This is a genomic window from Herbaspirillum sp. GCM10030257, assembly GCF_042666555.1.
Classification (GTDB): domain Bacteria; phylum Pseudomonadota; class Gammaproteobacteria; order Burkholderiales; family Burkholderiaceae_D; genus Noviherbaspirillum.
Window position 1 is genome coordinate 34,778 of sequence record NZ_JBHTDH010000016.1, and the last position, 23,618, is coordinate 58,395.

Consider the following 23,618-nt stretch of genomic DNA (forward strand, 5'->3'; position numbering starts at 1 on the left):
CATCCAGAAAAGCAGTGGCGCCGAGTTTTGTTACCATGTCTGGCAATACTAGGGTCTTGAGGGAATAGCATGCACCTTGGCCGCCATCCATTGGTCCCATAAAACACAAAATAATGACATCGCCGCCGCGCATCCTGATTCTCTATGCCCATCCTTCCCACGGCACATCCCGGGTGAACCGGCGACTGCGCGAGCACGTGCAGGACCTTCCCAATGTCCGGGTGCATGATTTGTATGAAATGTATCCGGATTTTCATATCGACATTCCGCATGAACAACAGGCGCTTGAAGAGAGTGACCTGATCGTGCTGCAGCACCCGGTACAGTGGTACAGCATGCCTTCGCTGCTGAAGGAATGGATAGACGTCGTGTTCGAACACGGCTGGGCCTATGGCCATGACGGGCATGCCTTGCGCGGCAAGGACCTGATGCTGGTTGCCACGACTGGCGGAGCTGCGTCGGCTTATCAGCCGGACGGCTATCATCGCCGTACTTTCGATGCTTTCCTTCCACCCTACGAGCAGACCGCCCACCTGTGCGGCATGCGCTGGCTGCCGCCGCTTATCGTGCATGGCACGCGACGCGCCAGTGAAGAAGAGATGGCATCGCAAGTTAATTTCTATCGCGAGCGACTATCGACTTACCCCGCATGGTCAATGCACATCCAGACGCCCGCGGACCGCGACCCCATTGGGCCTCAACTGCAGCCAGGGAATCCAAATGACGCATAGCCTTCTGTTCAATGCCCTGATTTACCTGGCGGCTGCCGTTGTCGCTGTTCCGATCGCCAAGCGTTTCGGACTCGGAGCGGTCCTCGGTTACCTGATGGCAGGGGTGGCAATCGGACCATGGGGCTTAGGCCTGATCAGCGGTGTCGAAGACATCCTTCACTTCTCGGAATTCGGCGTCGTGCTCTTGCTGTTCCTGATCGGGCTGGAACTCGAACCCCGCCGCTTGTGGTCGCTTAGACGCTCGATATTCGGTTGGGGCGGAGCGCAGGTTGTGCTGGTGACCCTGGGGCTCTTCGCCGCCGGCTATGCGATCGGCGCGGATTGGAAAACCGCCCTGATTGCCGGACTGGGGCTGTCGCTGTCATCGACGGCGATTGCCCTGGCAACTCTGGACGAACGTCATTTGATGCCGACCGGGGCCGGTTCGGCATCGTTCTCGATTTTGCTGTTCCAGGATATTGCAGCGATTCCAATGATCGCCATCGTCCCCATGTTGGGCAGCGCCGCAGCAGGCGAAGGGGACGGCTGGATGACAGCACTCAAAGTTGCCGCCGTGCTGGGCGGCCTGGTGCTGGTCGGACGTTTCCTGATGGGCCCCTTGTTCAGGCTGATCGCCAAGGCCGACATTCGCGAGGTGTTTACGGCATTCGCCTTGCTTCTCGTGATTGCCATTGGCTTGCTCATGCAATCGGTCGGCATGTCGATGGCGCTGGGTAGCTTCCTGGCCGGCGTGTTGCTGGCAGATTCGGAATACCGGCACGCGCTGGAGACCGACCTTGAGCCATTCAAGGGACTGTTGCTTGGACTGTTCTTTATTGCAGTCGGCATGTCTATCGATTTCGGCGTTCTTCTGCGCCATCCCGGAACAGTGCTTGCACTGGTTGCCGGATTTCTCGCCATCAAATCGGCTGTTTTGTATGGGCTGAGCAAGCGCTTTGGCATATTGCCGGGACAGCAGCCCTTTTTTACCATCGTTCTGTCACAGGGCGGTGAATTTGCGTTTGTGATCTTTGGCGCCGCGGCAACCGCCAACGTGTTTTCCGATGACACCGCATCGATGCTGATGGTGGTGGTAGCGTTGTCGATGGTGGCAACGCCATTGCTTCTGGTGTTGCACGACAAATTCATCGCCCCGCGCTTTGAATCCGCCAACGAACGCCCCGACGATGAAATCGATGGTGAGGTGCAGCCTGTCATCATTGCCGGCTTCGGACGGTTCGGGCAGATCGTCGGACGTCTGCTGCGCGCAAATCATATCGGCATCACGGTGCTCGATCATGATCCGGACCAGATTGACTTGCTGCGCCGTTACGGATTGAAGGTGTATTACGGTGATGCGACACGCGTCGATTTATTGCGTGCCGCAGGATGCGAGAAGGCGAGGGCGCTCATCGTGGCAATCGACAACGTGGAAGATAGTCTCGCGCTGGTTGATGCGGTCAAAGAAGAGTTTCCGCATGTGCCCATCCTGGCCCGCGCAAGAAATGTCACGCATTACTATGACCTGATGGACAGGGGAGTTACCGTGATCGAGCGCGAAACCTTCGAAGCGGCGTTGCAGCTTGGCCGGCGCACTTTGCAGCAACTGGGATTCGGTGCGTACCAGGCGCGCCAGGCCGCGATGAAATTCCGCGCCCATAACCTGAAGACATTGCAGGCTGTTTATCCGTACTACAAGGATCAGGAACAAATGATTTCCATGGCTGCGCAGGCTCGCGAAGAACTTGAGAACATGTTTGCGCGGGATGCCGAAATCGTCACCGAAAACAAGGACAGCGGCTGGAAGCAATAACGCGTTAGAGCGCTTTCACCCTGACCGGGCCAGGCGAGGCTGAGGTGATTTGGCTGCGGAACAAGGCGCGCCGACGCGACATGGCGAGCCATGGCAAGGAGGCGCAACGCCGTGCCGCAGGCAAAGCATCCGGCATCGTCGGTACGGTCAGGGTGAAAGCGCTCTATAGGCAGATTCCCATGCGGGATCTGCTCTAAAACTTTTCGTCCGGGCGAAGATAGCGCCATTGTCCGGTCGGCAGATCGCCAAGCGTGACGCGCCCGATGCGCACGCGCTTGAGCCCGATGACCCGCAATCCCACCGCCTCGCACATGCGACGGATCTGACGTTTCTTGCCTTCGCGCAGGATGAAGCTCAGCTGGTCTTCGTTTTGCCAGCGTACCTTGGCCGGCAACAGCTTCTTGCCATCGAGAGACAAGCCATGGTTGAGTAGCTTGAGATCGGATTCGGGCAGACGACCGGGCTTGGAATATTGCACGCGCACCAGATATTCTTTCTCGATCGAAGTGTCTTCGCCAATCAGTTGTTTGGCAATGCGTCCATCTTGCGTCAGTACCAGCAAACCTACCGAGTCAATATCCAGACGCCCCGCAGGCACCAGACTGCGCAGCTGGCTTGGATGGAACTGTATGGGCGCCTTGTCTTCCTTCCAGCGCGACTCGGCATTCACCAGGGTCACCGCCGGTTTGTAGCCATCTTCCGCCTGCCCACTGACGAAACCCATCGGCTTGTTGATCAGCACCGTCACGCGACGTGCCTGTTCGGCACTGGCCTGGCGCTCAACGGTGATGCGCTGGTTGGGCAGCACCTTGCTGCCGAGTTCGGAGATGATCTTGCCATCGACACGGACCCAGCCGCGCGCAATCCATTCATCGGCTTCACGCCGGGAACACAGGCCAAGTTCAGACATGCGTTTGGAGAGGCGTACAGGTTCAGTCATCGGAAAATCGCAATAGAAAAAGGAATCAGACCCGCAGGGCGTCCAGCAGATCGCTTTCAAGCTGGATCTGGCTGCGGGCATTGTTGAGTGTAGGACCGTCGACAAGGAAGACGTCTTCCACGCGCTCGCCGAGCGTCATGATCTTGGCAGTATGCAGATTGACACGGTATCTGGCCAGCACATTTGCAATCGAGTACAACAAGCCATTGCGGTCATTGGCCGACACGGAGAGCAGGTAATACTGCCCCCGTTCGTCCGGACGCAAATCGACGGTAGGCGTAATCGGGAATGTGCGAGACAGGCGTGAAAGACGTCCCTTGGTTGGCGGCGGTAATGCTTCGCGCGTCTCCAGCAAACGGGTCAGCTCGTGCTCAACCAGGCTGATGATGTCACGATAGCTGTTGGCGAATGCCGGTTCAGTGACCAGGAACGTATCGAGTGCATAGCCATTGCGCGTGGTGTGGATCTTCGCATCCAGAATGCTGAAGTTCTTGCGGTCGAAATAGCTGCAGATCCGTGCGAACAGGTCCGGCTGATCTTTCACGTACACCGCGACCTGGACGCCTTCGCCGATCGGCGCGAGGCGGCACTTGACGACCGGCGTGGGACTATCCGTCTTGTTATAGAGCGAGCGTGTTTGCCAGGCGATGTCGGCAGCGTCATGCCGCAGGAAATACGCCACATCGAGCTGCTGCCATAACTTCTGGTGGGCATTCTCTGGCAGTCCATAGAGACGCAGTGTCTTGAGCGCAGCTTCCTGCCGGTTCTTCAGTTCATGGTCCGCGGACGGATCCTCGCCGCCGAGCACGCGCAGAGTCATGCGATACAGGTCTTCCAGCAGCTTGCCCTTCCAGGCATTCCAGACTTTTGGGCTGGTGCCGCGAATATCGGCCACCGTCAGGAGATACAGTGCGGTCAGATGGCGCTCGTCCTTCACCAGGTTGGCGAAGCCGCGGATCACGTCCGGATCCGAAAGGTCCTGCTTCTGCGCGACCTGCGACATGGAAAGATGATGCTCAACCAGGAACACCACCAGATTGGTATCTTCCTTCGTTAATCCATGATCCCGGCAGAAGCGTCGCGCATCGGCCATGCCCAGCCGGGAATGATCGCCGCCACGTCCCTTGGCGATGTCGTGGAACAGCGCAGCGATATACAGCAGCCACGGCTGCGCAAAGTTTGCCATCAGCTGACTGCAGAATGGATATTCGTGAGCATGCTCGGACATGGTGAAGCGGCGTACGTTGCGCACCACCATCAGGATGTGCTGATCCACGGTGTAGACATGAAACAAATCATGCTGCATCTGCCCGATGATGCGGCGGAAGTTCGGCAGATAGCGGCCCAGGATGCTAGTCTGGTTCATCCCGCGCAAGGCGTGGGTGATGCCCTTGGGCGCCTGAATAATCTTAAGAAACAGCGCACGGTTCGCAGGATCTCGGCGGAAGCTGCTGTCGATCCGGAAGCGGGCGTGCCACAGCGCACGCAAGGTGCGGGCGGTCATTCCCTGCAGTTCGGAATGCTGCGCCAGCAACAGGAATACTTCCAGCATCGCCGATGGCGTAGCTTCGAAGGTATCATCCTTCGCGATATCGATCAGGCCATTGAATTCATTGAAGCGCTCGTTGATGGGCAGGGGCGAACCGGGTTGCGGAAAGAGCTGTGCCTCGATGTTTTGCAGCAGGATGGTATTGAGCTGGGTGACTGCCTTTGCCGCCCAGTAATAGTGCTGCATCAGATATTCGCTGGCCCGGCGGGTTTCCGTGGTCTGGAAGCCGAAAGTTTCCGCGATCGGTGTCTGCACATCAAAAACCAGGCGGTCTTCGCGACGGCCGGTGTAGATATGCAGGCGGATACGGATATCCTTGAAGGCACGCTCCTTTTGCATCAGCTGACGCGCTTCGGTCGCGGTGATCAGGCCGCGCTCGGCAAGCTTGCGCCAGGAGTCGCCCAGTCCCGCCGCCTTGGCGACCCAAAGGATGACCTGCAGATCGCGCAGGCCACCGGGGCTTTCCTTGCAATTCGGCTCAAGGCTATACGGCGTATCTTCGTATTTGACGTGCCGTTGCCGCATTTCCAGGGTCTTCGCCTGAAAGAACGCCTGTGGATTGATGGCGGCATTGCAACGCTCGCGCAAAAATTGGAACAGCTTGCGGTTGCCGGTAATCAGGCGTGCTTCGAGCAAGCTTGTCTGTACCGTGATGTCGGCGGCGGACTCGGACAGGCATTCGTCGACCGTGCGAATACTGTGGCCGATCTCCAGTCCGATATCCCAGAACAGCTGGACCAGTTCTTCCAGCTTCGAACGCAGCGCTTCATCCGCCGGAGATTCCAGCAGAATCAGCACATCCACATCCGAATGCGGAAACAGCTCGCCACGGCCATAGCCGCCAACGGCAACCAGGGCCGCATTCGATGGTAAGCCGATCGTCTGACACGCATGGATCAGCGCGGCATCCACATTCTGGCGCAGGCGCACCAGCAGCTTTTCCGGCTTGCCTTCAGTCTGAAAGGCGACAATAGCCGCCTGGCGTTCGCTCTTGAGTTGCTCCTTGAGCGTCAACGCGAGAGTTGCCATTGATCAAGCTGTGACTGGGTTGGAACTGGCCACTTGTTGGATGAACGCCGGAGGCGCAGGCATGCCCGGCGATACGGTCAGGATTTCATATCCTGTTTCCGTCACGAGCACGGTATGTTCCCACTGCGCGGAAAGACTGCGATCCTTGGTCTTGATCGTCCAGCCATCACCCATTTCGCGAATGTCCCGCTTGCCGGCATTGATCATCGGTTCTACCGTGAAAATCATGCCGGGAACCAGTTTTTCCAGCGTGCCCGGACGGCCGTAATGTAAGACCTGCGGCTCCTCATGGAAAACCTTGCCGATGCCGTGACCGCAAAATTCACGAACGACACTGTAGCCGGCTTTTTCAGCATGCTGCTGGATGACAAAGCCGATGTCGCCAAGGTGTGCGTCCGGCTTGATCTTGGAAATGCCCAGCCACATGCATTCATAGGTAATCTCGGTCAGACGCTTGGCGAGGATCGACGGTTCGCCGACAAAGAACATGCGGCTGGTATCGCCGTGATACCCGTCCTTGATCACCGTGATATCGATGTTAAGTACATCGCCGTTCTTCAAAACCTTGTCACCCGGAATGCCATGGCAAATGACATCGTTGACCGAGGTGCAAATTGCCTTGGGATAAGGCGTATAACCGGGCGGACAATAATTCAGGGGAGCGGGAACGGTGCCTTGCACATTTGTCATGTACTCATGGCAAAGACGATCCAGTTCGCCGGTCGTGACACCTGGCTTGACATACGGAGCAATGTAATCAAGCACTTCGGCGGCAAGCCGGCCGGCAATGCGCATGCCCTTGATATCGTCTTCGGTTTTGATCGAGATGGAACCCATAGCTAGCCAAACTGCGCGGGGAAGCGCGAAAATAGTCAATATGAAATTATAGACGACCGCAGCCACCTTCGCCTAAAGGCAGGTACAGCGGCGCTTGAAATAATTCTGGAAGATGGGGTAGAATCTTGGGTTAGCTCGAAATGACTTCAAGGTAAATCGAGGTTAGATCGAGCTAAATTCTTTAAATCGCGAGTCCGGTCGCAAAGGGTGCCTTTGGCAGTAGTCTGCAGGGTAACTGACCGGATTCCAGACCCCAACCCTGGAGAAATTCATGTCCGTTACTATGCGCGAAATGCTGGAAGCCGGTGTCCACTTTGGTCACCAGACACGCTTCTGGAACCCAAAAATGGCTCCGTACATCTTCGGCCATCGCAACAAGATTCATATCGTCAATCTGGAAAAGACCCTGGGCATGTATCAGGAGGCGATGAAGTACATTCGCCAGCTGGCATCCAATCGTGGCACCATCCTTTTCGTCGGCACCAAGCGCCAGGCACGTGACATCGTCGCAGCCGAAGCGCAGCGCGCAGGCATGCCTTTCGTTGACCAGCGTTGGCTGGGCGGCATGCTGACCAACTTCAAGACCATCAAGACCTCCATCAAGCGCCTGAAAGACATGGAAGTCGCGATGGAAGACGGTTCGGTCGAGAAGCTGAGCAAGAAGGAAGGACTGATGTTCCAGCGCGAGATGGAAAAGCTGCAAAAGTCCATCGGCGGTATCAAGGACATGGGCGGTATTCCTGACGCGATCTTCGTGATCGACGTCGGATATCACAAGGGCGCAATCACCGAAGCTGCCAAGCTTGGCATTCCGGTCATTGGCGTTGTGGATACTAACCACTCCCCTGAAGGCGTCACTTACGTCATTCCTGGCAACGACGACTCCTCCAAGGCAATCACCCTGTACGCGCGTGGCGTGGCAGACGCGATCCTGGAAGGCCGTGCCAATGCAACCAATGATGTGCTCGAAGCCGTCAAGGGTGGTGCTGACGAATTCGTTGAGGTCAGCGAGCAGGCCTAAGCCCTGCGCCTGATGTGTCGGGCATTCTAAAAGGGGCAACAGTCGTTCGCCCCTTTTTTGTACCCGGCCTGAACGTATTGTGATTGAACGCGTCGCATAGACGCTTATTGAATTGAGGAGAATGACATGGCGGCAATTACCGCAGCGATGGTTGGCGAACTGCGCGCAAAGACAGACGCGCCGATGATGGAATGCAAAAAAGCACTGACAGAAGCTGAAGGCGATCTGGCCCGTGCTGAAGAAATCCTGCGTGTAAAGCTGGGCAGCAAGGCCTCCAAGGCAGCGTCCCGCATTACCGCTGAAGGCGTCGTGGCTGCTTACATTTCCGGCAACGTCGGTGCACTGATTGAAGTCAACTGCGAAACCGACTTCGTGACCAAGAATGACGATTTCATCGCGCTGGCAAACGTAGCAGCCAAGCTGGTGGCTGAAAACAATCCTGCTGACGTGGCTGCCCTGTCCGCATTGCCGCTTGATGGCAAGACCTTAGACGAAGTGCGCGCCGCACTGGTTGGCAAGATTGGCGAAAACATGTCGTTCCGCCGCTTCAAGCGCTATGAGACCGATGGCAAGCTGACTGCTTACCTGCACGGCACCCGTATTGGCGTAATGGTTGATTTCGCAGGCGCGGACGAGCAAGTCGGCAAAGATGTCGCGATGCATATCGCCGCGATGAAGCCGGTTGCCCTGTCGTCTAATGACGTTCCGGCCGACCTGATCGAAAAAGAGCGTTCGATCGCCACCCAGAAAGCAGCTGAATCCGGCAAGCCGGCTGACATCGTCGCAAAGATGGTTGAAGGCACCGTTCAGAAGTACCTGAAGGAAGTGTCGCTGTTTAACCAGCCGTTCGTAAAGAACGACAAGCAGACTGTCGAGCAGATGCTCAAGGCTGCAAACACGACTGTCAAGTCGTTCACCATGTTCGTCGTCGGCGAAGGCATCGAGAAGAAACAGGATGACTTCGCGGCCGAGGTGGCAGCCCAAGTCGCTGCCGCCAAGCAGGCATAAGAAAAAAGCGGGCCGAAAGGCCCGTTTTTATAGGCGAGCCGATATCATATTGCTCATCTGGCTATGTGCGCGAAGTTGCCGGGTCCCGTAAAGCCGTGAACAGCAGGAATCTGGAAAGTGTTCTCGACCAAATATTTCTAACTGGCATTGTTTATGCGCGATCCGTCATACCGCATACCGGCCGCCCGTATACCATCGCGTCTTGAGCCACACAACGGCTTTCTGATCTTGGTAGCAAAAGCACAATATATCCATCTTGAATCGGACAATTATTAGGAGTCCAAGTCCATGACAAAACCGGCTTACAAGCGCGTCCTCCTCAAACTCTCGGGGGAAGCGTTAATGGGCGACGATGCATATGGCATCAATCGCTCAACCATCGAGCGCATGGTGGCGGACGTGGCGGAAGTCGCCAAGCTGGGGGTAGAGCTGGCAATCGTGATTGGCGGTGGAAACATTTTTCGCGGCGTGGCGCCTGGCGCGCAAGGCATGGATCGTGCAACGGCCGATTACATGGGCATGCTGGCGACTGTCATGAATTCCCTTGCGCTGGCCGATGCCATGCGCCAGGTCGGAATCACCGCACGCGTCATGTCCGCCATCGCCATTGAGCAGGTGGTTGAGCCATACGTTCGCCCGAAGGCATTGCAATATCTTGAAGAAGGCAAAATCGTGGTATTTGCCGCCGGCACTGGTAATCCCTTCTTTACGACCGATACCGCAGCTGCCTTGCGCGGCTCTGAAATTGGAGCTGAAATCGTGTTGAAGGCTACCAAAGTCGACGGCGTGTACAGCGCGGATCCAAACAAGGATCGCAACGCAACCCGTTATTCGACCATCACCTTCGATGAAGCGATCGCCAAGCACTTGCAGGTCATGGATGCGACAGCATTTGCGCTATGTCGCGACCAGAAATTGCCGATCAAGGTATTTTCCATCGTCAAGCCGGGCGCCCTGAAAAACGTGATCATGGGCGAAGACGAGGGGACATTGGTCCACGTGTAATTCGAGTCTTACTCGTTGTAACTGGTAACAGAGGAGAGCAGCATGACAGTCGTTGACGTCAAAAAGAATGCCGAACAAAAAATGCAAAAGTCGATCGAGACGCTGAAAGCCGATCTCGCTAAGGTACGTACCGGTCGCGCCCATGTGGGAATTCTCGACCATGTGCAAGTCGACTACTACGGTACACCGACCCAGATCAGCCAAGTTGCCAACGTGACACTGATCGACGCGCGTACTATCGGCGTCCAGCCGTGGGAAAAGAAGATGGTTGCGGTGGTCGAGAAAGCCATCCGCGAGTCGGATCTCGGCTTGAACCCCTCGACTCAGGGCGACATGATCCGTGTCCCGACCCCTCCGCTGACGGAAGAACGCCGCAAGGAAATCGTCAAGCTCGTCAAAGGTGAAGGCGAAGACTCCAAGGTCGCTATTCGCAATATCCGCCGCGATTCGAATGAAGCACTAAAAAAATTGCTTAAGGACAAGGCCTGTTCTGAAGATGACGAGCGCCGCGCCCAGGACGATGTCCAGAAGCTGACTGATAAGTTTGTTGCTGAAGTAGACAAACTTATCGCTGAAAAGGAAAAAGAGCTTCTAACGGTGTAAATTTCTTCTCATTGGGCGTGATGGATTCATCTCTCAGCGCGCTCGATGAGCAAGAACAAAGTGAAGGCAACGCGCCTGGTGGTTGCCATTTAGCAAGGCGTGCTTCATATGGCGGTGTATAGTTTCACCAGGGCCATGTCCCTGATTGACTGAAAAACCACCACGACAACCCATTTTCGCTTAAGCCCTCACATGACCTATTTGAGCTCAACTCAAGCGGTACCCGAAGTTCTTCCTGTGCCACGCCATGTCGCCGTCATCATGGACGGAAATGGTCGATGGGCAACCAGGCGCTTCATGCCGCGCGTTGCTGGACACGCTAAGGGCGTTGAAGCGGTGCGCGCGATTGTCGAAGCCTGCGTTGAACGCGGCATCGAATACCTGACCCTGTTCGCCTTCAGTTCCGAGAACTGGCGCCGTCCGGCAGAGGAAGTGTCGCTGCTCATGCGGCTATTCGTCATGGCTCTAGAACGCGAAGTCGCAAAGATGCATGCCAATGGCATTCGCCTCAGAGTAGTCGGGGATCTCAGCCGATTTGACGACAAGCTTCGCCGACTGATCGCCAGCGCAGAGCGCAGGACCGCCCACAATACCCGGCTCACCGTTACTGTTTGTGCAAACTATGGCGGCCGCTGGGATATCATGCAGGCAATCGGGAAGATGGTCGCCCAACATCCGGGTGTAACCGATTTCTCTGAAGAGCAGCTTGCTCCGCATCTTGCCATGGCGTACGCACCAGAGCCGGATCTGTTTATTCGAACTGGCGGCGAAGAACGTATTTCGAATTTTCTTTTGTGGCAACTCGCTTATACTGAATTTTATTTTACGGAAACCTATTGGCCCGATTTTAATGCGGAAGAGCTTGATAAGGCGATCGACTCTTATCACCAACGGGAGCGTCGTTTCGGTCGAACCAGCGCCCAGGTCATCGAGCAGAAAAAGGCGTCGTAATGCTCAAAACACGCGTCATCACGGCGCTGGTATTGCTGGCGGTTCTGCTTATAGTATTGTTTTCGAAGTCATTTGTCCTTTTCTCTGTCGTGATAGCCGTCTTCTTCGCGGCCGCTGCGTGGGAGAGTTTTCGCTTGTTCCAAGTGCGCCAGGCCATTCCGGGAGCAGTCATCTGGACAGCAGCCTTCCTGTATCTGTTATTGAAAGGTGAATCCGAGTCCGCGCGTTTGCTCTTCATGCTGAGCGTCGCAATTTGGGTGATCCGTCTCATTCCTTCCCTTAAATTTGGTCTGCCACCGCTCGATGCATTGGGTAACCGTCTGCTGAACGGCATCTATGGAATTGCGATACTTGGTAGTTTCCTGGCGATCGCCGCCTTGTTTCAGCGCTCACCGGTATATCTCCTTTCCGTCATGGCGATTGTCTGGATTGCTGACATAGGCGCGTACTTTTCCGGTAAGGCGTTTGGAAAGCGCAAGCTCGCACCAACCATTTCTCCGGGAAAATCCTGGGAAGGCGCCATTGGTGGCTGGTTGGCGGTACTGATCATCACTGCTGCATCAACGTTCCACCCGCTGCTCGCCGATACGTTCGCTCCTCAGGTTCTGGCGCGTTGGGGCTGGGGTGGCTTCTTCGTTGTGATGACTTTGATGGTCGCGGCAAGTATCGTTGGCGACCTGTTTGAGTCACAGCTCAAGCGCCGCGCGGGGATGAAGGACAGCAGCAACCTGTTGCCTGGACATGGCGGCGTTCTTGACCGGATTGACGCCCTGATACCGACTCTGCCGCTTGCCGCGCTGCTCGGTACATGGTTATGAACACACATAGGTAAGGCAGTATGCAACGAATTACGATTCTCGGCGCCACCGGTTCCATCGGCGTGTCCACACTGGATGTCGTCGCACGCCATCCGGATCGTTACCGTGTCCATGCCTTGACCGCGCATCAGCGCGTGGACGAACTTGCCGACCAATGCGCGCAGTTCAAGCCTGATGTTGCCGTGGTTGGCACCGCTGCCGCCGCGGATCGCTTGGCAGGTCTGCTCAAGATAAAAGGTCTGCCGACCGCTGTAGAGTATGGAGAAGCTGCGCTCTGCCGCGTAGCAAGCAGTGCGGACTGCGATGCTGTCATGGCAGCGATCGTCGGTGCTGCGGGCTTGGCGCCGACCTTGGCGGCCGCCAAAGCCGGTAAAAAAGTACTATTGGCGAATAAGGAAGCGCTGGTGATGTCCGGCCGTTTGTTCATGGAGGCAATTGCCGCGAGCGGCGCAACCTTGCTGCCTATCGACAGTGAACATAATGCTATTTTTCAGTGCCTTCCTCAAGGCTATGGACGTGTGCCCGATAATCATGGTGTCGCCAAGGTATTGTTGACCGCATCCGGTGGTCCATTCCTTCATCGTGCGGTGGAAACGCTTGAAAACGTGACGCCAGAAGAGGCAGTCGCGCATCCAAACTGGGTGATGGGGCGCAAGATTTCGGTGGACTCGGCCACCATGATGAACAAGGGACTGGAAGTCATCGAAGCCCACTGGCTGTTCGGCGCACCGGCCAGCCAGATTGAAGTGGTCATTCACCCGCAAAGCGTAATCCATTCCATGGTGTCCTATGTCGACGGCTCCGTTCTCGCACAGCTCGGTAATCCAGACATGCGTACACCGATTGCCCATGCGCTGGCCTATCCGGAGCGGATCACTTCCGGGGTGACGGCAGTGGACCTCGTCAAAATCGGACAATTGGCGTTTCATCGTCCGGACTTTACGCGTTTCCCCTGCCTGCGGCTCGCCTATGAGGCCTTATCGGCTAGCGGCACCGCTCCGGCTATACTGAACGCGGCAAATGAAGTTGCTGTCCAAGCATTTTTAGATCGCAAGATCGGGTTTCGCGCAATTGATCGTGTCATTGACCAAGTCATGGAGCGATTGCCCCATGGCGAATTGTCCGATATCGCCGCGCTGCTCGAACAGGACCTCCGAGCACGGGAGGCGGCCCAGTCCTTTATTCAATAGGCAGTCCAGTTATGACTTTCCTGCAAACCGTGATCGCGTTCCTCGCGGCGCTCGCCGTATTGGTTGTTGTCCACGAACTTGGCCACTACTGGGTCGCCCGCTGGTGCGGCGTCAAAGTACTTCGTTTTTCGGTCGGCATGGGCAAAATCGTCTGGTCGCGACGTTTCGGACCCGACCAGACAGAGTGGGCAATCTCGATGCTGCCGTTTGGCGGCTATGTCAAAATGCTGGACGCCCGCGAGCAGGATGTGAGCACGCTTCCTCCCGCAGAATTGAAGCGGGAATTCACCAGTCAGTCTGTCTGGAAGCGTATTGCTATCGTCGCTGCCGGGCCACTTGCCAACTTTCTGCTGGCGATTGCCGTATTCGCCGGCCTGTACAGTTATGGCGTGCCAGAGCCCGCAACCCGCATCCGGGCGATGCCGGAATCCAGTGCAGCCTATCAGGCCGGTCTGCGTGGCGGCGAACTGATCACTGCTGTCAATGGAGAAACGGTTCGCGCGTGGTCTGACCTGCGCTGGAAGCTGACCCAGCTGGCGCTTGAAAAAGCCCCGGCAAGACTGGACGTTCAGCGACCGAATCCTGCATCCCCAAGTTCCACGTTTGTCGATACGGTCACTGTGCGCCTCGATGGGCTTGTCACAGAAGACCTGGAAGGCGACTTCCTGGCAAAGCTTGGGCTTGACTTGGCGCGACCCAAGCCCGTGCTCGGCAAAATCATGCCCGATGGCCCAGCGATGCAGGCTGGCCTGCGTGAGGGTGATCTGATTCACAAAGTCGGCGACATCACCGTCACTGACGGTCTTGCATTTGTCGAGCTGATACGCGCGTCTTCCGGCAAACCCTTGCAGATTACAGGTGTGCATGCGAACGGCCAGCCTTTCGACATTACCGTCACGCCGGAGTCCTATACAAAGGGCGACCAGACGGTTGGCCGTATCAAGGCCGAAGTCCCGCTGGCTCCGGAAATGGTCACCACCAGCGATGCGCCGGTTGCCGCTGTCGCCAAGGCGGTCGCAAAGACCTGGGATACAAGCGTCCTTACACTCAAAATGCTTGGTAAAATGCTCATCGGTGAAGTTTCCTGGAAGAATATTACCGGTCCCATCACCATCGCCGACTACGCCGGGCAGACGGCACGCATTGGCATCATCAGCTACCTTACGTTCATTGCGTTCATCAGCATCAGCCTGGGCGTAATGAACCTGCTTCCCATCCCGGTTTTAGACGGGGGGCTTTTACTGTATTATTCGCTGGAACTTTTGACCGGCCGGGCGCTTCCCGAGCGGGTTGGAGAAATAGCCCAGCGTGCAGGAGTGGGCATATTGATGACGTTGATGGCAGTTGCCGTCTTTAACGACATCGTACGGCTCATGTCCTGAGTTCCGGTCAGTTTGCCCGAGGGGGTGACGCGCTGGGACATTGAAAAAAAAGTAACCGATGAAATTACAATCCGAGCGTTTTTCCCAGTCCCTTTTCCCCCGTCGCCTCATTGCTATCGCTGCCTTTGCACTTTGCACTGGCAGCGCGTTGGCCGTTGCACCATTTACGGTCAAGGACATCCGTGTCGAAGGCATCCAGCGTACCGAAGCTGGCACCGTTTTCAGCTACCTTCCCGTGCGCGTTGGCGAGACCTATACCGATGAAAAAGGCGCTGCGGCCATCAAGGCGCTCTACGCAACTGGCTTCTTCAAGGACATCCGGATCGAAGTCGAAGGCGATGTCCTTGTAGTGATGGTCGAAGAGCGACCGGCAATTGCGGGTGTTGAATTTTCTGGGACCAAGGAATTTGACAAGGAAACGCTGACCAAGGCGCTGAAGGATATCGGCCTCGGTGAATCCCGCATCTATGACAAGGCGCTGGTCGATCGCGCCGAGCAGGAACTGAAGCGCCAATACTTGTCGCGCGGCCTGTATGGCGTGCAGATTACGACGACTGTCACTCCGATTGAGCGTAACCGGGTCAATATCAGCTTTGCCGTCGACGAAGGCGATGTTTCCCGCATCAGGCAAATCAATATTATTGGCAACAAGGCGTTTCCTGAAAAGGAACTACTTGGCTTGCTGAACTTGCGCACGCCGGGGTGGTTTACCTGGTACACGAAAGCGGACCAGTATTCCAAGCAAAAGCTGACAGGCGATATCGAATCGCTTCGCTCGTTCTATCTGAATCGTGGTTACCTCGAAATGCAGGTGGAATCCACGCAGGTGTCGATCACGCCGGACAAGAAAGACATCTACATCACCATCAATATCAACGAAGGTGAAAAGTACACGGTATCGGGCGTCAAACTCGAAGGCGAAATGTTCGGCCGCGAAGAAGAACTCCGTTCCCTGGTTCAGCTTAAGAGCGGCGACGTCTATTCGGGCGAAAAGCTCGCCGATAGCGTCAAGAAGATTTCGGAACGCTTGGGTAACTTCGGCTACGCCTTCGCCAACGTCAATGCCAACCCGGAAATCAATCGCGAAAAACGCGAAGTTAACTTCACTGTACTGATCGATCCCGGCAAGCGGGTCTATGTGCGACGCATCAACGTCGTGGGTAATACCAAGACCCGGGACGAAGTGGTACGCCGTGAATTCCGCCAGTTTGAAAATTCCTGGTACGACGGCGAAAAGATTCGCCTTTCCCGCGACCGCGTCGACCGTCTCGGTTATTTCCGTGAAGTCGGCATCGACACACCGGAAGTCCCCGGCACAACCGACCAGGTCGACGTCAACATGACCGTGGCCGAAAAGCCAACCGGCAACATCCTGCTCGGTGCTGGTTTTTCAAGCAGTGAAAAAGTCATGCTTACTGGTTCGATCCAGCAGCAGAATGCATTCGGCAGTGGCAACACGCTGGGTATTGACGTCAATACCAGCCGCCGTAATCGTACTATCGCAGTCTCCACCACGACGCCTTACTTTACGGATGAGGGTATCAGCCGAAGCTATGAAGTTTTCCTGCGTACCACCCGCCCTCCGGAAGTCAACACCGGCGACTACGTCGTAAAAACCACCGGCGGTAATGTCAAGTTCGGCGTGCCATTTTCCGAAGTTGATACGGTGTTCTTCGGCCTCGGCGTGGAAAAAACCGACGTGACGACCTATACCGGCGTGCCAGGCTTCAATGACAGCCCCGAGCTATATAAGCGTTATGTACAGGACTTCGGCAATGGTACGGAGGCAAGCACAACCAGCTTCCCGTTAACCGCCGCGTGGCAGCGCGATAGCCGCGACAGCGCACTGGTACCGACTGTTGGACGTTATCAGCGCGTCAACCTTGAAATTGCACCGGCTGGCAGCCTCCAGTATTACCGTGCTGTTTACCAGCACCAGTACTTCATGCCGTTGTTCAGCGCCGTGACGCTGGCGCTGAACGGAGAAGTCGACTACGGTCGCGGCCTGGGAGGCAAACGCTACCCGATTTTCAAGAACTTCTATGCGGGGGGTATCGGGTCGGTGCGAGGTTACGAAGGCTCCTCGCTTGGACCGAAGGCATCGAACGGCGACCCGCTCGGTGGTACTTCCCGTATCATTGCCAACGCGGAACTGCAATTCCCGTTCCCAGGGTCCGGCAATGACCGGACACTGCGTTGGTTCACCTTCTTTGATGCGGGTAATGTCTACGCCGAAGGTGCCAAGTTCGATGTGTCCGATCTGCGTTACTCGGTCGGTGCAGGTATCAGCTGGGTATCGCCTATCGGGCCGCTCAAGCTGAGCTACGGTATTCCGTTGAAGTCCCAGGCGGGCGACCGGAAGCAGAACTTCCAGTTCCAGCTTGGTACCGGCTTCTGACCGGCGGGTGGCATAATAGTAATTTGATTTGCGGAGAAAGACCTTGAAGTTTCCAATTACAAAATCGGTATCGGTCAAGTGCATGGCTCTGCTTGCAGCATTGATGCTGCCCCTCGCAAGCGTCCACGCACAGGACTCGCGCGTCGGCTTCGTCAGCACCGAACGCATCTTCCGCGAGGCGGCTCCTGCAAAAGCAGCCCAAGCCAAGATCGAACAGGAATTTTCACGCCGTGAAAAAGAACTGCAGGACATGGCGGCGCGCCTCAAGGGTATGTCTGACAAACTCGATAAGGACGCTGCGATCCTGACCGAATCCGATCGCGTCAAGCGACAGCGCGAACTGGCCGACCTCGACAAGGATTTCCAGCGCAAACAGCGCGAGTTTCGGGAAGACCTGAACCAGCGCCGTAATGAAGAGCTGGCCATTGTGCTGGAGCGTACCAACAAGGTGATCAAACAGATCGCCGAAGCCGAAAAATTCGATATCGTGTTCCAGGAGGCGGTGTATGCCAGCCCGCGTATCGACATTACCGATAAGGTGTTGAAGGCATTGAACGGTAAATAACGTCGTGGGCCTTTGGCGCTGGCCTGTATGCAAGCCAGCCAGACCTTCGCCATGACTGCCGCGCTTTAGCAATCTTCAGCGCAAGGCACGCCGACTCGGCACAAGCCACCTGGACAGGTCGCTTGTGCCGAATACTTTTATAGACGATCCAACATCTGAAGAGGGCCAGAATGAGCTATCGACTGGAACAATTGGTCGAACGCCTCGGAGGTCAACTGATTGGCAAGCCCGAGGTAGTGATATCCGGTATCGCTCCGCTTGATGCGGCGGCAGCGTCTCATATCACCTTCCTGTCAAATCCCAAGCTTCGCGCCCTCGCTGCACAAACTGAAGCGGCTGCGCTGATATTGTCGCCTGCCGATGATGCGGTGGTCAGCACGACCTATGGCGGTGCAAGGATTGTGACTAGCAATCCCTACGCGTACTTCGCGCGTGTTGCACAGTTGTTCGCCGAACAGCAGGCGATTCCCGCACCTCCCGGCATTCATCCCACCGCCAGCGTTCATCCCGATGCCCAAATAGCAATGGATGCGAGCATCGGGCCACACGTGACGGTCGAGGCGGGCGCGGTCATCCAATCAGGTGCAGTCATCGACGCTGGATGTTTCATCGGGCGCAACGCGAAAATCGGCGAAGGTACGCACTTCTATGCCAACGTAAGCTTCCATTCGAGCTGCGAAATCGGCAGTAATGGCATTATTCATTCCGGCGCGGTCATTGGCGCGGATGGCTTTGGCTTTGCCAAGGAACATGGCGCCTGGATCAAGATTCCGCAGACCGGCAGGGTGGTTATCGGCAATGACGTCGAAATCGGCGCCAACACCACGATCGATCGTGGTGCGCTGGCCGATACCGTGATCGAAGACGACGTCAAGCTCGACAATCAGATCCAGATCGCCCACAACTGCCATATTGGCGCCCACACGGCCATGGCAGGCTGCGTCGGAGTGGCCGGCAGCGCGAAAATTGGCAAAAACTGCACTTTTGGTGGAGCCGCCATGATCCTCGGCCACCTCACCATTGCCGACGACGTGCATATTTCGTCTGGCAGCCTGGTGTCGCGTTCCATTATGGAATCGGGCCAGTACACCGGCTTCTATCCACTGGCAAAAAATGCCGATTGGGAAAAATCCGCCGCCATCGTGCGCAATCTCGGGTCGATGCGTGAGAAAATTCGCGAGCTCGAAAAAACGATCAAACTGCTCACTGAAAAAAAGTAATGAAAACGCTCGATATCACCCAAATCAAACAATATCTTCCACACCGCTATCCGTTGTTGCTGGTGGATCGGGTGCTGGACTGGGAATCCGGCAAATCGATCACTGCAATCAAGAACGTGACTGTCAACGAAGAGTTCTTCAATGGACACTTTCCGCACAAACCGGTAATGCCCGGTGTTCTGATGATCGAGGCACTCGCCCAAACCGCGGCTCTGTTGTCCTTTTTGACCATGGGACAGAAACCGGATGACAACAGCGTGGTCTATTTCGTCGGTATCGACGGCGCGCGCTTCAAGCGGCCGGTCGAGCCGGGCGATCAGCTCAAGATGCAAGTCGAGATTCTGCGCACGGCGCGTGGTATCTGGAAATACAAGGCACAAGGTCTGGTCGATGGACAGATCGCTGTGGAAGCGGAACTGATGTGCACCATGCGTAGCGCCACCGACGCGAGCCAGCCAGCGGGGCAGTAATGACAACAATCCATCCAACCGCAATCGTTGACGCGAAAGCGGAACTCGACGATTCGGTCGCGATTGGCGCTTATTCCATCATCGGGCCGAACGTCAAAATCGGCGCGCGGACCAAAGTGGGGCCGCATGTCGTGATCGACGGCCATACCACGATCGGAACGGATAACGTATTCTTCCAGTTTTCCTCGATCGGCGGGCCGCCACAGGACAAGAAGTATGCAGGCGAGCCGACCCGGCTGGAAATCGGTGACCGCAATACGATTCGCGAATTTTGCACCTTCAACCTTGGTACCGCCCAGGATGAAGGCGTGACGACGCTGGGCAATGACAACCTGATGCTGGCCTATGTGCATCTTGCTCACGATTGCCGTGTCGGTAACAACACCGTGTTTTCCAACAACGCGTCGCTTGCCGGGCATGTGCATGTCGGTGACTGGGTGATCATGAGCGGCTTCGCGGCGGTGCACCAGTTTTGCAAGATCGGCGACCATGCCTTTGTCGGCATGAACACTAGCCTGACTCAGGACGTACCGCCTTATGTTCTGTTGTCCGGGAATCCGGCGCAGCCGCACGGTATCAATATCGAAGGGCTCAAGCGCCGCGGCTTCAGTCGTGAACAAATCAACGATTTGCGCAATGCCTACAAGCTGCTCTACAAATCCGGCCTCACATTGGATGAAGCCAAGACAGCACTTGCCGCGGCGGAAGCTGCATCACCCGCATCTGCCGAACAGCTTCGATTGATGCGCACTTTCCTGGACAATAGTACCCGTGGCATCGTCCGCTAAGCTATCGATCGCCATGGTGGCCGGCGAAAGTTCCGGCGACCTGCTGGCCAGCCGGTTGTTATCCGGGCTGCGGCCGCAGTTGCCAGATGCCGATATCTACGGCATCGGCGGCAAACGCATGGCGGAGTACGGTTTTCGCAGTGAATGGCCAATGGAAAAGCTTTCGGTGCGCGGGCTGTTTGAAGTCCTTGCGCATTACCGGGAAATCAAGGGCATCCAGAATGCACTGCGTGACAAGCTGCTGGCCGAGAAGCCCGCCGCATTCATCGGTGTCGACGCGCCCGATTTCAATTTTGGCCTGGAAGCCCAACTCAAGCAGGCCGGCATTCCGACCATGCATTTCATCAGCCCGTCGATCTGGGCCTGGCGTGGCGGGCGTATCAAGAAGATTGCCCGCGCCGTTTCACACATGCTGGTGGTCTTTCCCTTTGAGGAAGAGATCTATCGCAAGGCAGGCATTCCCGTCAGCTATGTCGGTTATCCGCTCGCCGAAGTGATTCCCATGGAACCCGACGTCGCTGCGGCCCGTGCCGAGCTCGGCCTGCCTGCGGATGCGCAAGTCGTCGCCATCTTGCCCGGAAGCCGGATGTCGGAACTCAAGTTCAACACCGTTGCCTTCATCGAGGCTGCACGCCTGATGGTCCAGCGAAATCCTTCGCTACGCATCGTTGTACCCATGGCCGGCGAACGTCAGCAGGCATACTTTTCCGAATTGATTGCCAAGGCTGGCCTCAAGGATGTGCCGCTTCAAATCCTGCCAGGTAAATCGCACACCGCGATGGCCGCTGCCGATGCCGTGCTGGTTGCTTCCGGGACTGCGACTTTGGAAGTGGCACTGTTCAAGAAACCCATGGTCATTGGCTATAAAATGATGCGTGCATCCTGGGAAGTACTGCGTCATATGGGCTACCAGCCTTGGGTAGGATTGCCGAACATCCTGGCGCAGGAATTCCTGGTGCCGGAACTGCTGCAGGATGCAGCGACACCGACCGCCCTGGCCGATGCCCTGTCAGTGCAGTTGCATGATGCAACGCATCGCGCACGCCTTTACCAGAGATTCACCGAGATGCATCACTCACTGCTGCGCGACACTGCGAAGGAAAGCGCGCAAGCGGTGCTGGAACTGATAGGCCGTAAGGTGGCAATATGAAAAAAATAGCACCAAGCCTGGCGCTTTTTGATTATGAAGGCGAACTTGTATGCGGCGTGGACGAGGCCGGCAGGGGACCGCTTGCGGGTGCTGTGTATGCCGCCGCTGTCATCCTCGATCCGGCAAGACCGATTGAGGGATTACGCGATTCCAAAAAGTTGTCCGAAGCAAAACGGCAGGCCCTTGCAGAGGAAATCAAGCAAAGCGCCATGGCATGGTCGATCGCATTCTGCACCGAAAGCGAAATCGATGAGATCAACATCCTGCAAGCGTCGATGCTAGCCATGCGCCGCGCTGTTGAAGGGCTGAAGACCGCACCGACGCTTGCGCTGATTGACGGCAACCGTTGCCCGGTGATGCAGGTCCGTTCTGAAGCCATCGTCAAGGGCGATGACAAGGTGCCGGCAATTTCCGCTGCTTCCATCCTCGCCAAGACTGCACGCGATGCCGCGCTGCTGCAATTGCACCAGCAATATCCAGTGTATGGTTTCGACCAGCACAAGGGTTATCCGACGGCACTGCACCTTGAGCGTCTGCGCATGCATGGCGTATCCCCGGTGCACCGTAAGAGCTATGGCCCTGTACGTGAAATGCTTGAACTGAGAACCGCCGCTTCCTAGACAGATTTCGGATTGGTGTGCGTCAAAGCTGACCCGGTCAACAGTACACCGATAGGAAATTTGCTTTATAACGTACGACGAGTAGGGTGCTTGCACCGAAACAACGAGACACGCTGTTCGCATGAAAACCATTACCTCCCGGGATAACCCGCTCTTCAAGGAGCTGAAACTACTGGCGACCAGTTCGCAGGCGCGGCGCAAGGCCGGACGCAGCCTGCTTGATGGCGTACACCTGTGCCAGACTTACCTTGAACAGGTCGGTATGCCGCCTTTATGCGTAGTGGGTGAAGGTTCTGTCATGCTTCCTGAAGTCACCGCCATCGTCGAGCGTTGCGAAGCAGGACGGGTGCAGTGCGTGGTGTTCCCCGACGCCTTGTACAACACGCTGAGTCAGGTTGAAAACGGCATCGGCCTGCTGTTTGTGGTGGATACGCCGCAGACCGCCGTGCCTGGAAAGCTCGCAAGGCCCGCGGTGCTGCTCGATAATCTTCAAGACCCCGGCAATCTGGGTTCCATTCTTAGGAGTGCGGCGGCTGCCGGAATGGAAGAGGTATTCTGCAGTAAGGGTACTGCGTTTGCGTGGTCGCCGAAAGTGTTACGCGCCGGTATGGGAGCGCATTTTGCACTGCGCATTTTTGAGAACGTCGACCTGCAGACTCTGGTCGCCTCTGCGCAGATTCCCGTACTTGCCACCAGTTCCCACGCCAGTCGACGGGTATATGACCTCGATCTCAGTCAGCCAGTAGCGTGGCTGTTTGGTCATGAGGGCCAGGGGGTATCGGAATCCTTGCTTGCAGCTGCGAGCGAGAAGGTATCGATTCCGCATCTGGGGCCGGTGGAATCGTTGAATGTGGCTGCCAGCGCTGCGGTCTGCTTTTTTGAGCAGGTAAGGCAAAAGACGCTCTCGCCGTAGGCGATTGAGGGCAACCGGCGCACGCTACGTCCCGCTGACCCAACCAAGCGGCGGCCAGTTATCTGTCTAAGCCTGCTTGAGCCTATTCAGTTGCAAGTGGAACCTGTCCTCGGTCAGTGCATTCCTGGTAGACCAGGCCGGGCGCAAGGCAACGCTCATCAGGATCGAGCGCCATACCGCTATCCGCCGGGCAGATACGGTCAAACTGATAGGTCCTGCCCTGGATTACCGCATAACGGTAAATCTGCGTATCCCGATAGCTGCCAATCGGTTCGGCAACGCGCTCTGCCGCGTAATACCGGATTGCGGACGAAGGCGACATCGAGTCGCGCCCATGCCGGACCAAGCCCATCGCCTCGATGTCCGATTCGACCCGGCCCAGACCTTCCTTCAACGCCCAAAAGAAAAACAATAGACCCACCCAAAGGACGAGTTCTATCAGTACCAGATCCATACGACCTCCTCCACGATCCGTACTCTCACTCTCTTTATAGTCGACTCGTAAGCTTCGCGTAAGGTTCCCGTCAAAATTCATTCATACTTATTATTGGAGCGGCATCAATAAAAAGGCCACTGGTTGTCTCCAGTGGCCCTCGTTGTCATGTTCCGCGTTCGATCGATAGCAGCGTAACGGTATG

Annotated in this window: 23 protein-coding genes; 19 read left to right on the forward strand and 4 right to left on the reverse strand. The window is 56.4% G+C overall.

Annotated elements, in window-relative coordinates; genetic code table 11:
- The first annotated feature begins 113 nt into the window (after positions 1-113).
- Genes ACFQUU_RS20770 through ACFQUU_RS20780 form a run of 3 tightly spaced genes read left to right on the forward strand, consistent with a single transcriptional unit; the run spans position 114 to position 2,720 of the window.
- A complete protein-coding gene (locus tag ACFQUU_RS20770) occupies positions 114-731 on the forward strand; it encodes an NAD(P)H-dependent oxidoreductase (RefSeq protein ID WP_382250026.1) in 618 nt (205 codons plus the stop codon).
- Positions 721-2,523, forward strand: a complete 1,803-nt coding sequence (kefC, locus tag ACFQUU_RS20775; RefSeq protein WP_382250027.1) for a glutathione-regulated potassium-efflux system protein KefC — start codon at positions 721-723, stop codon at positions 2,521-2,523. Before ACFQUU_RS20770 ends, kefC begins: the two co-directional genes overlap by 11 nt.
- 44 nt (positions 2,524-2,567) lie before the next feature.
- Positions 2,568-2,720, forward strand: coding sequence for a hypothetical protein (locus ACFQUU_RS20780; RefSeq protein WP_382250028.1), 153 nt, complete (start codon positions 2,568-2,570; stop codon positions 2,718-2,720).
- Here ACFQUU_RS20780 and ACFQUU_RS20785 read toward each other — a convergent pair.
- The 3 genes from ACFQUU_RS20785 to map are packed head-to-tail and all read right to left on the reverse strand — an operon-like array spanning position 2,717 to position 6,878.
- On the reverse strand, positions 2,717-3,463 hold the full coding sequence (locus ACFQUU_RS20785; protein ID WP_382250029.1) for a pseudouridine synthase: 747 nt from the start codon (positions 3,461-3,463) through the stop codon (positions 2,717-2,719). The genes ACFQUU_RS20780 and ACFQUU_RS20785 overlap by 4 nt on opposite strands.
- A 25-nt stretch (positions 3,464-3,488) precedes the next feature.
- Positions 3,489-6,041: a [protein-PII] uridylyltransferase gene (locus ACFQUU_RS20790; RefSeq protein WP_382250030.1), complete on the reverse strand. Its 2,553-nt coding sequence runs from the start codon at positions 6,039-6,041 to the stop codon at positions 3,489-3,491.
- 3 nt (positions 6,042-6,044) lie between these two features.
- On the reverse strand, positions 6,045-6,878 hold the full coding sequence (map, locus tag ACFQUU_RS20795; RefSeq protein ID WP_382250031.1) for a type I methionyl aminopeptidase: 834 nt from the start codon (positions 6,876-6,878) through the stop codon (positions 6,045-6,047).
- Positions 6,879-7,149: 271 nt separating this feature from the next.
- Between map and rpsB the strand changes: the two genes are divergently transcribed.
- The 16 genes from rpsB (at position 7,150) to ACFQUU_RS20875 (ending at position 22,980) form a co-directional block, all read left to right on the forward strand.
- Positions 7,150-7,899, forward strand: a complete 750-nt coding sequence (gene rpsB, locus ACFQUU_RS20800) for a 30S ribosomal protein S2 (protein ID WP_382250032.1) — start codon at positions 7,150-7,152, stop codon at positions 7,897-7,899.
- A 126-nt stretch (positions 7,900-8,025) separates the two neighbouring features.
- The gene (gene tsf, locus ACFQUU_RS20805) at positions 8,026-8,907 is read left to right on the forward strand and encodes a translation elongation factor Ts (RefSeq protein ID WP_382250033.1); all 882 of its coding nucleotides are present in this window, start codon (positions 8,026-8,028) and stop codon (positions 8,905-8,907) included.
- Between the two features lie 288 nt (positions 8,908-9,195).
- Positions 9,196-9,912, forward strand: coding sequence for a UMP kinase (pyrH, locus tag ACFQUU_RS20810; protein ID WP_382250034.1), 717 nt, complete (start codon positions 9,196-9,198; stop codon positions 9,910-9,912).
- A 42-nt stretch (positions 9,913-9,954) separates the two neighbouring features.
- Positions 9,955-10,515, forward strand: coding sequence for a ribosome recycling factor (frr, locus tag ACFQUU_RS20815; protein WP_382250035.1), 561 nt, complete (start codon positions 9,955-9,957; stop codon positions 10,513-10,515).
- 192 nt (positions 10,516-10,707) lie between these two features.
- On the forward strand, positions 10,708-11,466 hold the full coding sequence (gene uppS / locus ACFQUU_RS20820) for a polyprenyl diphosphate synthase (RefSeq protein ID WP_382250036.1): 759 nt from the start codon (positions 10,708-10,710) through the stop codon (positions 11,464-11,466).
- Positions 11,466-12,284 (forward strand): phosphatidate cytidylyltransferase, encoded by an 819-nt coding sequence (locus ACFQUU_RS20825; RefSeq protein ID WP_382250037.1) that lies wholly within the window; start codon positions 11,466-11,468, stop codon positions 12,282-12,284. The genes uppS and ACFQUU_RS20825 overlap by 1 nt, the downstream gene beginning before the upstream one ends.
- Positions 12,285-12,304: 20 nt before the next feature.
- Positions 12,305-13,474, forward strand: coding sequence for a 1-deoxy-D-xylulose-5-phosphate reductoisomerase (ispC, locus tag ACFQUU_RS20830; protein ID WP_382250038.1), 1,170 nt, complete (start codon positions 12,305-12,307; stop codon positions 13,472-13,474).
- An 11-nt stretch (positions 13,475-13,485) separates the two neighbouring features.
- Positions 13,486-14,856, forward strand: coding sequence for an RIP metalloprotease RseP (gene rseP / locus ACFQUU_RS20835; protein WP_382250039.1), 1,371 nt, complete (start codon positions 13,486-13,488; stop codon positions 14,854-14,856).
- 58 nt (positions 14,857-14,914) lie between these two features.
- The gene (bamA, locus tag ACFQUU_RS20840) at positions 14,915-17,254 is read left to right on the forward strand and encodes an outer membrane protein assembly factor BamA (protein WP_382250040.1); all 2,340 of its coding nucleotides are present in this window, start codon (positions 14,915-14,917) and stop codon (positions 17,252-17,254) included.
- A gap of 82 nt (positions 17,255-17,336) precedes the next feature.
- Positions 17,337-17,819, forward strand: a complete 483-nt coding sequence (locus tag ACFQUU_RS20845) for an OmpH family outer membrane protein (protein ID WP_382250083.1) — start codon at positions 17,337-17,339, stop codon at positions 17,817-17,819.
- Positions 17,820-17,989: 170 nt separating this feature from the next.
- Positions 17,990-19,039: a UDP-3-O-(3-hydroxymyristoyl)glucosamine N-acyltransferase gene (gene lpxD / locus ACFQUU_RS20850; protein ID WP_382250041.1), complete on the forward strand. Its 1,050-nt coding sequence runs from the start codon at positions 17,990-17,992 to the stop codon at positions 19,037-19,039.
- Complete coding sequence (fabZ, locus tag ACFQUU_RS20855) at positions 19,039-19,509, forward strand: 3-hydroxyacyl-ACP dehydratase FabZ (protein ID WP_382250042.1); 471 nt, start codon at positions 19,039-19,041, stop codon at positions 19,507-19,509. The genes lpxD and fabZ overlap by 1 nt, the downstream gene beginning before the upstream one ends.
- A complete protein-coding gene (lpxA, locus tag ACFQUU_RS20860) occupies positions 19,509-20,297 on the forward strand; it encodes an acyl-ACP--UDP-N-acetylglucosamine O-acyltransferase (RefSeq protein WP_382250043.1) in 789 nt (262 codons plus the stop codon). The genes fabZ and lpxA overlap by 1 nt, the downstream gene beginning before the upstream one ends.
- A gap of 13 nt (positions 20,298-20,310) precedes the next feature.
- Positions 20,311-21,447 (forward strand): lipid-A-disaccharide synthase, encoded by a 1,137-nt coding sequence (gene lpxB / locus ACFQUU_RS20865; protein WP_382250084.1) that lies wholly within the window; start codon positions 20,311-20,313, stop codon positions 21,445-21,447.
- Complete coding sequence (gene rnhB, locus ACFQUU_RS20870; protein ID WP_382250044.1) at positions 21,444-22,067, forward strand: ribonuclease HII; 624 nt, start codon at positions 21,444-21,446, stop codon at positions 22,065-22,067. The genes lpxB and rnhB overlap by 4 nt, the downstream gene beginning before the upstream one ends.
- Before the next feature lie 121 nt (positions 22,068-22,188).
- Positions 22,189-22,980, forward strand: a complete 792-nt coding sequence (locus tag ACFQUU_RS20875) for a TrmH family RNA methyltransferase (RefSeq protein WP_382250045.1) — start codon at positions 22,189-22,191, stop codon at positions 22,978-22,980.
- Between the two features lie 82 nt (positions 22,981-23,062).
- Here ACFQUU_RS20875 and ACFQUU_RS20880 read toward each other — a convergent pair whose 3' ends face one another.
- Entirely contained in the window at positions 23,063-23,434 is a 372-nt protein-coding gene (locus ACFQUU_RS20880; protein WP_382250046.1) for a hypothetical protein, read from the reverse strand.
- Between the last annotated feature and the right edge of the window lie 184 nt (positions 23,435-23,618).

Coding starts and splice junctions, on each gene's coding strand:
- kefC (WP_382250027.1), top strand. CDS start 721: ATGACGCATAGCCTTCTGTTCAATGCCCTGATTTACCTGGCGGCTGCC.
- ACFQUU_RS20875 (WP_382250045.1), top strand. CDS start 22,189: ATGAAAACCATTACCTCCCGGGATAACCCGCTCTTCAAGGAGCTGAAA.
- ACFQUU_RS20825 (WP_382250037.1), top strand. CDS start 11,466: ATGCTCAAAACACGCGTCATCACGGCGCTGGTATTGCTGGCGGTTCTG.
- bamA (WP_382250040.1), top strand. CDS start 14,915: ATGAAATTACAATCCGAGCGTTTTTCCCAGTCCCTTTTCCCCCGTCGC.
- fabZ (WP_382250042.1), top strand. CDS start 19,039: ATGAAAACGCTCGATATCACCCAAATCAAACAATATCTTCCACACCGC.
- lpxA (WP_382250043.1), top strand. CDS start 19,509: ATGACAACAATCCATCCAACCGCAATCGTTGACGCGAAAGCGGAACTC.
- ACFQUU_RS20790 (WP_382250030.1), bottom strand. CDS start 6,041: ATGGCAACTCTCGCGTTGACGCTCAAGGAGCAACTCAAGAGCGAACGC.
- rseP (WP_382250039.1), top strand. CDS start 13,486: ATGACTTTCCTGCAAACCGTGATCGCGTTCCTCGCGGCGCTCGCCGTA.
- map (WP_382250031.1), bottom strand. CDS start 6,878: ATGGGTTCCATCTCGATCAAAACCGAAGACGATATCAAGGGCATGCGC.
- frr (WP_382250035.1), top strand. CDS start 9,955: ATGACAGTCGTTGACGTCAAAAAGAATGCCGAACAAAAAATGCAAAAG.
- ACFQUU_RS20770 (WP_382250026.1), top strand. CDS start 114: ATGACATCGCCGCCGCGCATCCTGATTCTCTATGCCCATCCTTCCCAC.
- ACFQUU_RS20880 (WP_382250046.1), bottom strand. CDS start 23,434: ATGGATCTGGTACTGATAGAACTCGTCCTTTGGGTGGGTCTATTGTTT.
- ispC (WP_382250038.1), top strand. CDS start 12,305: ATGCAACGAATTACGATTCTCGGCGCCACCGGTTCCATCGGCGTGTCC.
- rnhB (WP_382250044.1), top strand. CDS start 21,444: ATGAAAAAAATAGCACCAAGCCTGGCGCTTTTTGATTATGAAGGCGAA.
- lpxD (WP_382250041.1), top strand. CDS start 17,990: ATGAGCTATCGACTGGAACAATTGGTCGAACGCCTCGGAGGTCAACTG.
- ACFQUU_RS20845 (WP_382250083.1), top strand. CDS start 17,337: ATGGCTCTGCTTGCAGCATTGATGCTGCCCCTCGCAAGCGTCCACGCA.
- ACFQUU_RS20785 (WP_382250029.1), bottom strand. CDS start 3,463: ATGACTGAACCTGTACGCCTCTCCAAACGCATGTCTGAACTTGGCCTG.
- rpsB (WP_382250032.1), top strand. CDS start 7,150: ATGTCCGTTACTATGCGCGAAATGCTGGAAGCCGGTGTCCACTTTGGT.
- lpxB (WP_382250084.1), top strand. CDS start 20,311: ATGGTGGCCGGCGAAAGTTCCGGCGACCTGCTGGCCAGCCGGTTGTTA.
- uppS (WP_382250036.1), top strand. CDS start 10,708: ATGACCTATTTGAGCTCAACTCAAGCGGTACCCGAAGTTCTTCCTGTG.
- pyrH (WP_382250034.1), top strand. CDS start 9,196: ATGACAAAACCGGCTTACAAGCGCGTCCTCCTCAAACTCTCGGGGGAA.
- tsf (WP_382250033.1), top strand. CDS start 8,026: ATGGCGGCAATTACCGCAGCGATGGTTGGCGAACTGCGCGCAAAGACA.